The sequence below is a fragment of the Nocardioides bigeumensis genome, from assembly GCF_039531755.1.
GTDB lineage: Bacteria > Actinomycetota > Actinomycetes > Propionibacteriales > Nocardioidaceae > Nocardioides > Nocardioides bigeumensis.
Genome location: NZ_BAAAQQ010000007.1, coordinates 48718 through 59018 on the forward strand (window position 1 = coordinate 48718; position 10301 = coordinate 59018).

Annotated in this window: 11 protein-coding genes; 4 read left to right on the forward strand and 7 right to left on the reverse strand. The window is 70.3% G+C overall.

Features of this window, described 5'->3' with window-relative positions; translation table 11 throughout:
* Window positions 1–8: 8 nt before the first annotated feature.
* Entirely contained in the window at window positions 9–677 is a 669-nt protein-coding gene (locus ABD295_RS07255; protein ID WP_344303008.1) for an HAD family hydrolase, read from the reverse strand.
* 19 nt (window positions 678–696) lie between these two features.
* Here ABD295_RS07255 and ABD295_RS07260 point away from each other — a divergent pair, with 19 nt between their 5' ends.
* Together ABD295_RS07260 and mraY are read left to right on the forward strand one after the other, a co-directional pair.
* Complete coding sequence (locus ABD295_RS07260; protein WP_344303009.1) at window positions 697–1026, forward strand: cupin domain-containing protein; 330 nt, start codon at window positions 697–699, stop codon at window positions 1024–1026.
* Window positions 1027–1214: 188 nt separating this feature from the next.
* Window positions 1215–2300 carry a phospho-N-acetylmuramoyl-pentapeptide-transferase gene (gene mraY, locus ABD295_RS07265; protein WP_344303010.1) on the forward strand — a complete coding sequence of 362 codons (1086 nt, stop codon included), beginning with the start codon at window positions 1215–1217 and terminating at the stop codon, window positions 2298–2300.
* A gap of 121 nt (window positions 2301–2421) precedes the next feature.
* On the opposite strand, the gene rfbB is transcribed toward mraY, so the two are convergent.
* Both rfbB and ABD295_RS07275 read right to left on the reverse strand, forming a co-directional pair.
* Window positions 2422–3429 (reverse strand): dTDP-glucose 4,6-dehydratase, encoded by a 1008-nt coding sequence (rfbB, locus tag ABD295_RS07270; RefSeq protein ID WP_344303011.1) that lies wholly within the window; start codon window positions 3427–3429, stop codon window positions 2422–2424.
* A gap of 122 nt (window positions 3430–3551) precedes the next feature.
* Window positions 3552–4358: a methyltransferase domain-containing protein gene (locus ABD295_RS07275; protein WP_344303012.1), complete on the reverse strand. Its 807-nt coding sequence runs from the start codon at window positions 4356–4358 to the stop codon at window positions 3552–3554.
* A gap of 115 nt (window positions 4359–4473) precedes the next feature.
* Here ABD295_RS07275 and ABD295_RS07280 point away from each other — a divergent pair, with 115 nt between their 5' ends.
* Complete coding sequence (locus ABD295_RS07280) at window positions 4474–5169, forward strand: peptidylprolyl isomerase (RefSeq protein WP_344303013.1); 696 nt, start codon at window positions 4474–4476, stop codon at window positions 5167–5169.
* A 3-nt stretch (window positions 5170–5172) separates the two neighbouring features.
* Here the strand turns inward: ABD295_RS07280 and ABD295_RS07285 are convergent, their stop codons facing one another.
* The 3 genes from ABD295_RS07285 to ABD295_RS07295 form a co-directional block, all read right to left on the reverse strand.
* A complete protein-coding gene (locus ABD295_RS07285) occupies window positions 5173–5640 on the reverse strand; it encodes an OsmC family protein (protein WP_344303014.1) in 468 nt (155 codons plus the stop codon).
* A gap of 24 nt (window positions 5641–5664) precedes the next feature.
* Window positions 5665–5817, reverse strand: coding sequence for a hypothetical protein (locus tag ABD295_RS07290; RefSeq protein WP_344303015.1), 153 nt, complete (start codon window positions 5815–5817; stop codon window positions 5665–5667).
* Between the two features lie 122 nt (window positions 5818–5939).
* Complete coding sequence (locus tag ABD295_RS07295) at window positions 5940–7718, reverse strand: hypothetical protein (protein ID WP_344303016.1); 1779 nt, start codon at window positions 7716–7718, stop codon at window positions 5940–5942.
* Between the two features lie 112 nt (window positions 7719–7830).
* Here ABD295_RS07295 and ABD295_RS07300 point away from each other — a divergent pair, with 112 nt between their 5' ends.
* Complete coding sequence (locus ABD295_RS07300) at window positions 7831–9375, forward strand: gamma-glutamyltransferase (RefSeq protein ID WP_344303017.1); 1545 nt, start codon at window positions 7831–7833, stop codon at window positions 9373–9375.
* 90 nt (window positions 9376–9465) lie between these two features.
* On the opposite strand, the gene ABD295_RS07305 is transcribed toward ABD295_RS07300, so the two are convergent.
* Entirely contained in the window at window positions 9466–10071 is a 606-nt protein-coding gene (locus ABD295_RS07305) for a hypothetical protein (protein ID WP_344303018.1), read from the reverse strand.
* Window positions 10072–10301: the final 230 nt, after the last annotated feature.

Sequence of the window (10301 nt, forward strand, 5' to 3'; positions counted from 1 at the left end):
GGACAGCGTCATGTCGACCGCAGCGAGCCCCGAGGCGCTGGTGAAGAAGGCGGTCGGCCGACCGACCCGGTGCGGACGCCGTGCGCCTCCATGAGCCCCAGCAGCACGGTGTGGCCCTGGGTGAAGTCCCAGTGCACGGCGGCGAGCCCGGCGGTCCGGGCGCCGTCGACGTTGTTCGCGTTGTCGTCGACGAAGAGGATCTCGGCCGGGTTGGCGTCGATGCGCCGCGCGGCCTCCCGGAAGAACGCCGGGTCGGGCTTCGCGACGCCCAGGTCATAGGAGTAGCAGCTGACGTCGAAGAGGTCGTCGTAGCCGAGGACGTGACGCATGTGCGCCGCCCGGTTGCGCTCCTGGTTGGTCGCGAGGTGCACGCCGTACCCGGCCCGGCGCAGGTCGTCCACGACGGTGAAGGATTCTGCGATCCGGTCGATGCGGCACCACACGTCAGCGAACACCTGTTCGACAGGGGAGTGGACCCCGAACTCGCGAAGGTGCCCCTCGAGCAGGGGGAGGAACTCGCCCTCGCCCGCGAGCATCGGCAGCTCGTCCTCCCAGGACTGGTGCAGGAACTCGCGGGCACGCTCGCCGAGATACGGCTCCATGGCGGCGTACCAACCGCCGGGCAGGTCCTGGAGGACGCCGTCGGCGTCCAGCAGCACGTGTCGGATGGTGCTCACGAGGACTAGCCTCTCGCGCGTGGAGATCTTCGGCGACGCAGGGCGGTTCGGACCGCTGGACGAGTCGGGCACGGGCTACGTCGAGCACCTGAAGGTCCCGGACCTCAGCCTCGGCACCTACTCGCTGCGCGCGGGCTGCGAGGACACCCAGGATCCGCACACCGAGGACGAGGTGTACGTCGTCACGGGCGGCCGGGCGAAGTTCACCAGCTCCGGCGAGACCATCGACGTCTCCGCCGGCTCCGTGTTCTTCGTCGCCGCGCACGAGGTGCACCGGTTCCACGACATCACCGAGGACCTGACGGTTCTGGTGTTCTTCGGCCCTGCTGAGGGTTCGCGGAGCTCCTAGGCAGATCAGGAGAAGCGTAGACCGCCGATAACTTACATTATGTCACTTAGGATGGATCGGGGTTCTGCTCCTTCTCGGCGCGCCCTGAGCTCATCGTCACCCCTCGTCGCGCACAATTCTCCCGACAAGACTCCCCTCTCGTCTCGACGGGACCGACCATCCGGGTGGCCGAGAGGAGCTCGACTTCGATGCGGGCGTTGTTGCTGAGCGGCGGCCTTGCCGTCCTGTGCTCGCTGGCCGGGACCCGCTTCGCGATCGCCTGGTTCAGCCGGCACGGTTTCGGCCAGCCGATCAGGGACGACGGACCGACGACCCACCACGTCAAGCGCGGGACGCCCACCATGGGTGGACTCGTCATCCTGCTGAGCTCCACTGCGGCGTACCTGGTGGCGACGCTCGTGAGCGGCGGGCTGCCGAGTGCCAGCGCCTGGCTGTTGATGCTGCTGTTCTTCGGCTGCGGTGCCGTGGGGTTCCTCGACGACTTCATCAAGGTCTACACGCAGAACAACCAGGGTCTCAGCAGCCGGGCGAAGATGGCCGGTCAGACGGTCGTCGCGCTCACCTTCGGAGTGCTGGCCACGCAGTTCTTCGCCGACGAGCGTGGTGTGAGGCCGGCGTCGCAGTACATCTCCACGACTCACGACTGGGGCATCAAGCTGCCCCTGGTCGTGGTCCTGCTCGTGATCTGGTTCATCGTCACCGCGACCTCCAACGGCGCCAACCTGACCGATGGCGCCGACGGGCTGCTCGCGGGCGCGTCGGCGCTGATCATCGGCGCCTACGTGATGGTCAGCATCTGGCAGAACAACCAGCTGTGTGACTCCTCGCGGCCCGGCGTGGTCCAGTCACAGTGCTACGACGTGCGCGACCCGCTCGATCTCGCGGTCTACGCGGCCGCGATCACCGCCGCGTGCGTCGGCTTCCTCTGGTGGAACACGAAACCGGCCCAGATCATCATGGGCGACGTGGGCTCCCTGGCGATCGGTGGCGCCGTGGCAGGGCTGGCCATCATGTCGCGCACCGAGCTGTTGATGGCGATCATCGCGGGCCTCTTCGTGCTCGAGACAGCCTCCGTGCTGCTGCAGATGACGTACTTCAAGATCACCCGGCGACTCACGGGCACGGGTCGTCGCATCTTCCGCATCGCTCCGATCCACCACCACTTCGAGCACCTGGGATGGGACGAGGTGACCGTGGTGATCCGCTTCTGGATCGTCGCCGGGATCGGTGTTGCCGCTGGGCTCGGCATCTTCTACGCCTCGTGGCTCACCTGACGCGCATGGGTCACGCCGGCTCCCCTGCCCCCGCAGCGACGAGGCTGTCGAGGAAGCGACGAGCTCATCCGGCAGGCGCACCGCGATCTGGGTGGTCATCCCAAGATGTACCACTTCGGATTCAGGGTGAGACGACCCGCTGGGTCAGCGCGTACTTCGCCTCGGTGGCCTCCTTGACGGGGCGCCACCAGGACTCGTTCTCGCGGTACCAGTCGATCGTCGCGACCAGTCCGTCGCGGAAGCTCTCGTACGCCGGTGTCCAGCCCAGCTCTGTGCGCAGCTTGCCGGACTCGATGGCGTAGCGGCGGTCGTGGCCGGCCCGGTCGGTGACGTGGTCGTAGGCATCGGGATCCTGACCCATCAGCTCGAGGATCATCCGGATCACGTCGCGGTTGTTGACCTCGCCGTCGGCGCCGATGAGGTAGGTCTCCCCCGACCGTCCCTTGTCGAGGATGGTCCAGACCGCACTGTTGTGGTCGTCGACGTGGATCCAGTCGCGCACGTTGAGCCCGTCGCCGTACAGCTTTGGCCGGATGCCGTCGATGACGTTGGTGATCTGGCGCGGGATGAACTTCTCGACGTGCTGCCGCGGCCCGTAGTTGTTGGAGCAGTTGGACAGGGTGGCCCGCAGTCCGAAGGACCGCACCCAGGCGCGGACCAGGTGGTCGGAGCCGGCCTTGCTGGCGGAGTACGGCGAGCTCGGCGCGTAGGGCGTGTCCTCGGTGAACCGCTTGGGGTCGTCGAGGTCGAGGTCGCCGTAGACCTCGTCGGTGGACACGTGGTGGTAGCGCACGTCGTGGTGTCTGGCCGCTTCGAGCAGCGCGAAGGTGCCGATGAGGTTGGTGCGGATGAACGGCGACGGATCGGCGAGGGAGTTGTCGTTGTGGGACTCGGCTGCGAAGTGGACGACGGCGTCAGCCTCCCCGACGAGCTTCTCGACGAGGTCGGTGTCGGCCACGTCTCCCTCGACGAACCGGATGCGGTCCTCGACGCCGGCGAGCGACGCCGTCGACCCGGCGTAGGTCAGCGCGTCGAGGACGGTGACATCGGTGTCAGGGCGCGTGGCGAGGGTCTGGTGGACGAAGTTGCTGCCGATGAAGCCGGCGCCGCCCGTGACGAGGATCCGCATGCGCGACAGGCTATCCGGGCCCGCTCCCCCGCCCGAAATGCATGACCCGAAATGCATGACCCGAAATGCATGACCCGAAATGCATGCCCGAAATGCATGAGAGGGGCGAGTCACCCGAACGGTCAGGGCCTGGCGAGGAGCTCGCCGTGCACGATGGTGAACCACGCGTCCGGCGCGGTTCCCCAGGTCAGCCACGCGTCGGCGAGCCGCTCCACGTCGGCAGCGTCGAGTCCCTGCTCGGCAGCCTGAGACGCGAACACGTCCCCGGACACGCGGTCGGCCTGGCTGCTCCCCCACCACCGGCAGGCGTCGTCGTCGGCGTAGGTCCAGACGCTGGCGGACAGACGGGCGTCGTCGAGCCCGGCCGCGGCCGCCCACGCGCGCAGGTGGCGGGCGGCGTCCGGCTGCGCGCCGTTCGCCAGCGCGGCGGCGCGATAGACCCGGCGCCAGTCTTCGAGACCGGGCAGCTCGGGGTGCCAGCTCATCGCGGCGTAGTCCGCGTCACGTGCGGCGACCCATCCGCCGGGTCGGCACACGCGAGCCATCTCGCGGAGGGCGGCGACAGGGTCGCGCAGGTGTTGAAGCACCTGATGGGCGTGCACGACGTCGAAGGAGTCGTCGTCGTAGGGCAGTGCCAGCACGTCCCCCGTGCGGAACTCCGTCACGGTGTCCCCCCGCTGGGCCGCTGCGGCCCTGGCCGCCACCAGCGGCGCCTCGACCCTGTCGATGCCGATCACCCGTCCGGGCGCCACGAGGGCGGCCAGGTCGAGGGTGATGGTGCCCGGTCCGCACCCGACGTCGAGCACCTGCATGCCAGGGGACAGCAGGGGCAGGAGGTACGCCGCCGAGCTGGCCGCGGTCCGGGTGGCGTGCGACGCGAGCGTCGGTTGCTCGTGCCCGTGCGTGTAACGGGTGGTGTGCTCGCCCACGTGCTTGATCCTGCCGCAGTCGGGGCGCGCCAGGACTGCGCGGCCACGGAGCAGGACAGAGGACCGCGGCGGCGGTTCTCACCCCGCTCCCCCGGCCCTCGCCTACCATCGGCGCATGCTCGTGCCACTGCCTCGCGTCCGTCGCCCCGTCGTCGCTGCGGCGGCCGCTCTGCTTTGCGTCGGCCTGCTGGTCGGGTGCTCCGGAGAGGACGACGCAGCAACGGATCCTGAGGCCGTGGGCGCCGAGCCGCAGTCCATGACGACCTGCGCCTACCCGGAGGACGGCAGCAAGGCTCCCGAGGGCATCGACGCGCCCAGCGAGGAGGCACCCGACACGGGCGACGTCGCCGCGGTGATGACGACGAACGCAGGCGACATCGACCTGACCCTCGACCGCGAGGCGACGCCGTGCACGGTCAACAGCTTCGTCTCCCTGGCAGAGCAGGGCTACTTCGACGGCACGCAGTGCCACCGCATCACCACCCAGGGGATCTTCGTGCTCCAGTGCGGAGATCCCACGGCCACGGGGATGGGCGGTCCCGGCTACAAGTTCGCCGACGAGCTGACCGGCGACGAGACGTACCCCGCCGGCACGCTCGCCATGGCCAACGCCGGCCCTGACACGAACGGCAGCCAGTTCTTCATCGTGTACGACGACACGCAGCTCGACCCCAACTACGCCGTGTTCGGCCACGTCGGTGCAGCCGGGCTGAAGGTCGTGCAGGGCATCGCGGCGAAGGGTGCGGCCGATGGTGCGCCCGACGGGCCCCCAGCCGAGCAGGTCGACATCGAGAAGGTGACGATCGGCTGACGGTCAGCCGTCGGCGCCGTCGGTGCCGTCGGTGCCGTCGTAGGTCACCGGCGTCGCCACCTGGACCGTCCGCGTGACCGTGCAGATGCGGTCGCGGACCTGACGAAGCGCACCAGGGAGCATCGAGCGGGCCCGGTCGCAGTCGGCGCCTTCAGGCCAGTCGATGTCGACGGTGACGCGCAGGTCGACCATCCGGGTGCCCTCGTCGTCGCGGATCTTGTGACCCTCCGCACGCACGTCGAAGGACGTCGCGGCGACCCGCTTGCCGGTGATCAGGTCGACGTCGATGGCGCTGCAGCCGGCCAGAGCGGCGAGCAGCAGCTCGACGGGTGAGAAGTCGGGATCGTCACCCGAGCCGATCGGCAGCACTCCCCCACGACGGTTGGTCGCCTTGAACCTGCCCTCCCCGATCTTCGTCAGCTCGATGAAGCGCAGCGTCGTCTCGTCGGGCGTGCTCGGTGGCGTGCTCATGCCCGCCACCTTAGGTGTCTCGGCTCAGCGGGTGCGGCGACCACCGCGCCGGCGCTGGCGCGCGCTCTCGCGGGCCAGCTCGAGGTCGCGCAGGATCGCCTGGTCCTGGTCGCTCCAAGCGCGTCCCTCGATGAGTCCGAGGGCCAAGTGCAGCTGCGCGTTCATGGTGGAGATCACCCTTTCGTCCCCTCTGGGACCGTTTCGATGTGTAAGGAATCAATGTCTGCTACGACTATTACATCTTAGAGCGACAATTTATTCCGTACCGCATCGACGGCAGGGTGATCTCCACCACCGCGTCAGCGGATGCGGACGCGGTACTCCTTGTAGCCGCTGACGACGCGGTCCTGCGCAGCGGAGACGCCCTGGCGCATCTTGGTCGAGCGTCGTCCCTCGACGAAGAGGTCGACGGCGACGGCGTCGTTGCGCACGGTCGCGCGCTGGCTCACGAGGTAGTCGTCCACCGACGAGAACGACTCGAAGCCCCCGCCCTCCTCGGAGAAGTCGACCGCACCGAAGTAGTCGGCTCCGCCGGTCACCGCCAGGAAGCCGCCGCCCTGCGCGCGACCGGGCACCTTGACCTTCACGCGCACCGCCCGCTCGCCGAGCGGCGAGGTGAGCACGGCTCGGAGCCTCAGCAGCTTGCCCGCCTTGGCGTCGATGCGACCGCCGGACTTGATCGTCTTCCACTCGCCGCCGGACTTGGCGCGCAGCTTGGCCAGGCTCCAGGTCCGTGCGTCCTTCACGACCGTGCCGTTGACCGTCACCGAGTCGATCCGGACGCCTTCGAAGGTGCCGAGCATGTAGACCGCGTCGGCAACGTCGAAGGGCACCTCGAACGCCAGGTCGCTGCTGGCGTAGCGGTCCGTGCGCACCAGCGTGAACGGCGTGCCGTCGGGACGGGCGCCGGCGATCGTCCAGCTCTGGAGCTCGGAGCCCTTCGTGAGCCCGTCCAGGAGCCGGTCGTGGTTGGCGAGGATCTGGATCGCGGTGGTGTCCGCGGTGGCGATCGGCGCCGCGACGTCTGTGCGTCCGACCCGGCTGCGGGCGCCGTGCACCAGGGTCGAGGTGACGGAGGTGGTCGGCGTGATCGCGTCGAACGTGCCCGTGATGCCGCTGAGGTGGTCGTCGGTGATGGTGCCGACGCGGGGACCGAAGTTGGCCACCTTGAACGGCGGGCCGACCGAGTCCTCCTGGACGTAGACCGCGGAGGCGGGGTGCAGACCGAGCGTCGTCGTGCCGAAGAAGGCGAGCGGGTGACCGAAAGCGACGACGCGCTGGCCGCACACCGAGGTGACCGTCCCGACGCCGCCCTGCGTGATGTCGCCGTAGGCGAGCGTCGCCGCGACGTTGCCGCCCGCGATCATCGTGTCCGCGCCGGGGCCGGCGGCGTCGGTCGTGGCGTTGCTCGTCGCCAGGGTCTTGTCGCGGTAGGGCCGCTCGGGCATCTTGGCCAGGCGGGAGCCGCTGACGCCCGAGACGCCGTAGGGGATGCGGAGCTGCGTGAACCCCTGCGCCGCCTCACTCCGGGTGATGCCCGCCGCCCCGGCGATGGCGCGGGCCTGCCCCGCGTCGACGGAGACGCGACTGGTGGTCGCGCCGGCGAGGTAGTTGTCCATCTCCGCGAACGGCGTCACGCCCGCGACCGGTGAGGGCCCGAAGGAGAGGCCGTAGGCCACCGCGCCGATCAGGCGGCCGTCGCCGGCGTACACCGGCGAGCCCGACATGCCCTGCCAGATGCCGCCGACCCGGTCGATCTCGGTGGAGGTGAGGCGCACCATGACCATGTCGAGGTCGGGCGCGATGCCGTCCTCGATCACGCCGAGCACGGAGCCCGTGAACGGGTCGGGGACGGTCCCGGCCGACACCGTCTTGCCGGTGACGGGGTCACCTGCGGCCAGGTCGGCGATCGGGTACGCCGTCGCGCAGTCGCCCGTCGGCGGCGCCGACGCCGCCGGTCCGGCCGACGCGACGGTGGCGCCGGCCAGGGCCGTCGCCACGGCGGCGAGGCCGCCTACTAGAGCCCCGCCGCGGCGCTGGCGCGCGCTCCGGCTGCTCCGCGAGATGTGTGTGCTCATGTCGACGTCGACCCCTTTGAGACCGACGAGGGCCCTTCCCCCGTGTGTTCGCGCACCGTACCGCTGGCCGGCGACAGCCGAGGAGAGCCGAATGGCCCAGAATCGACCTGTCATGGGACAACACATCGGGAGCACCGGCAGCCGGGTCGCGGTCGCCGCAACCGGGCGGCAGGCCTTGGAAGCGGGCCTCGGGGTCGCCGCCGACGGCGGTGGGGCGGTCGATGCCGCCCTGGCAGCGGCCTTCGTGGCGCTGGCGACGGAGCCGGGCATGGTGAGCTTCGGCGGCGGGGCGTACGTCGCCCTGTGGCCGGCTGACGGCGAGCCGGTCGTGGTCGACGGCAACGTCGAGATGCCGGGCCGAGGAGCAGCCGGCTCGGCCTTCGGGGCGGGGGTCCGCGAGGTCAGCACGACGTACGGCGGCGGCGTGACGATGTACGCGGGCGCCGGCTCGGTCGCGACGCCGGGCATCGTGCCCGCCTTCGCCGTGGCCCACGAGCGGCACGCGCGCCTGGACTGGGCACGGCTCCTGGCCCCCGCGACGACCGCGGCGCGAGAGGGCTACCCGATGAGCCCGGCCGCCTCGCGCTACCTCTCCTTCACGGCGGACACCCTCTTCGCCGAGGACGCCGAGGCCCATGCGCTGGTCACCGCCGAGGGCCGCCTCCTCGAGGGCGGCGAGTGGACCCGCAACCTCCTGCTGGCCGACGTGCTCGACGAGCTCGCTGACCAAGGCCCCGGTCTGTTCGAGACCGGGCGCGTGGGGCGGGACCTCGTCGCCTCGATGGTCGGGGCCGGACTGGTCACGGCGGAGGACCTGGCGGCGTACGCACCGGTCGTGCGGGAGCCGCACACGATCACGGTCGGTGACTGGATGGTCGCCACCAACCCGCCACCGTCGGTGGGAGGGCCGGTGCTGGCGGTCATGCTGGGCGAGCTGGCCCGACGCAGCGTCACCCGACCGTGGACATGGGCCGACGCCATCGAGGTGCAGCGTGCGGTGCTGGGCTACCGCCTCGACGTCCACGACTGGTCCGCCGACCTCGAGGCCGACGGCCACGCGCTCCTGGCGGCCGTCGGCGCGCGCGGCCTGGCGGCGCTGCAGTCGCCGTCGACGGCGCACATCTCGGCCGTCGACGCCGACGGCAGTGCCTGCGCGATCACGATGAGCAGCGGCTACGGCTCGGGGACCTGCATCCCCGGCACGGGCATCCTGTTGAACAACTGCCTCGGCGAGGTCGAGCTCAACCGCCGTGGGCTGCACGCGTTGCCGCCCGGCACGCGGCTGGCGTCCAACATGGCGCCGACCACCGCGCGCGCCGCCGACGGTCGCGCGCTGGCGATCGGGTCGCCCGGCGCGGACCGGATCACCAGCGCGTTGATGCTGGTCCTCGGCCAGGGATTCCTGCACGGTGCCGACCTGCAGGAGGCAATCGCGGACCCGCGGCTGCACCTGCGTCGCGGTGACGGCGGGTTCACCGTCGAGCACGAGCCCGACGAGGCGCTGGCCGCCGCCGTGGCGGCATCGGGACTCCCCGGGCACGCCTACGCCGAGCCGCACATGTACTTCGGGGGTGTCGGCGCGGCGTACCGCTCCGTCACGGGTGACCTGCTCGCGGCCGGAGACCAGCGGCGCGAGGCCGCGGTCGGCGTCTCCTGATCGGAACCTCGGACCTGCGGTTTGGTCACCAACCGCAGGCTTTGGCCCGTCGGACCTGCGGTTGGTGACCAAACCGCAGGTCATCGCCCTCTAGAGCCCGGGGCCCTCGCCGCGCAGCCGGTCGACCTCGGTCATCGCCTTGCGGAGCTGGCCCAGCCACTCGTCGGCGTGCTCGCCGACCAGCCGGACCGACCAGGCCAGGGCGTCGGAGCGGGAGCGGGCCACGCCGGCGTCGACCAAGGTGTCGAGCACCCGGCGCTCGGGCTGGCGCAGCCGCGTCATGACGGGCACGGCCAGGTGGGTGAACAGCGCCTCGACGTCGCCGTGGCGCACTCCCCAGGCGACCTTGCGCCCGTAGCGGACCTCGGCCTCGTCGGCGATCTGCATGCGGCGACCTCGGGTGTCCTCCCGGAACCGGTCGATCCGGCCCTCGGCGGCGGCGCCTTCGGTGGCCTCGGCGTCGCGGAGCGTGCCGACGACCGTGATCTCCTCGCGGTCCACCATCACTTCGACGTCGCTGAACCACTCGTCGGGCAGCCTCCCCGTGAACCATTCGGCGGCGTCGTCCGCGGGCGGCGTGTCGGCCGCCTGCCAGCCGCCACGTCGACCAGGTCCTCGTCGGCCGTCGCGCGATCCGTGCCGCCCGCGCCGACGCTCGCCGCGGTCTACGTGCTCTTCGCGTTCTTCGCTTCTCATGTTGACAGCTCCTCACTGTTGATTACGTGATTACATCATTACAGAGCAAGTCAAGACGGTGCCTATCGCCGGCAGAGGCAGACCGGGTGCTCACGGTCATGTGCGTCCCTGGCACTCGGCCATGACGCGCGTAGACTGAGACCAGGGTCACACTGACCCCTCCTATGCTTGCCTTGAACCATCAGTCAGCCTTGAACCCGCAGTCAGTTGAACGATCAGTCAGTCCAGCG

Bases quoted from the DNA above. Each gene is read 5' to 3' on its own strand.
- ABD295_RS07285 (WP_344303014.1), bottom strand. From the start codon at position 5,640: ATGAGCACGCCACCGAGCACGCCCGACGAGACGACGCTGCGCTTCATC.
- ABD295_RS07300 (WP_344303017.1), top strand. From the start codon at position 7,831: ATGGGACAACACATCGGGAGCACCGGCAGCCGGGTCGCGGTCGCCGCA.
- ABD295_RS07295 (WP_344303016.1), bottom strand. From the start codon at position 7,718: ATGAGCACACACATCTCGCGGAGCAGCCGGAGCGCGCGCCAGCGCCGC.
- ABD295_RS07305 (WP_344303018.1), bottom strand. From the start codon at position 10,071: ATGAGAAGCGAAGAACGCGAAGAGCACGTAGACCGCGGCGAGCGTCGG.
- mraY (WP_344303010.1), top strand. From the start codon at position 1,215: ATGCGGGCGTTGTTGCTGAGCGGCGGCCTTGCCGTCCTGTGCTCGCTG.
- ABD295_RS07280 (WP_344303013.1), top strand. From the start codon at position 4,474: ATGCTCGTGCCACTGCCTCGCGTCCGTCGCCCCGTCGTCGCTGCGGCG.
- rfbB (WP_344303011.1), bottom strand. From the start codon at position 3,429: ATGCGGATCCTCGTCACGGGCGGCGCCGGCTTCATCGGCAGCAACTTC.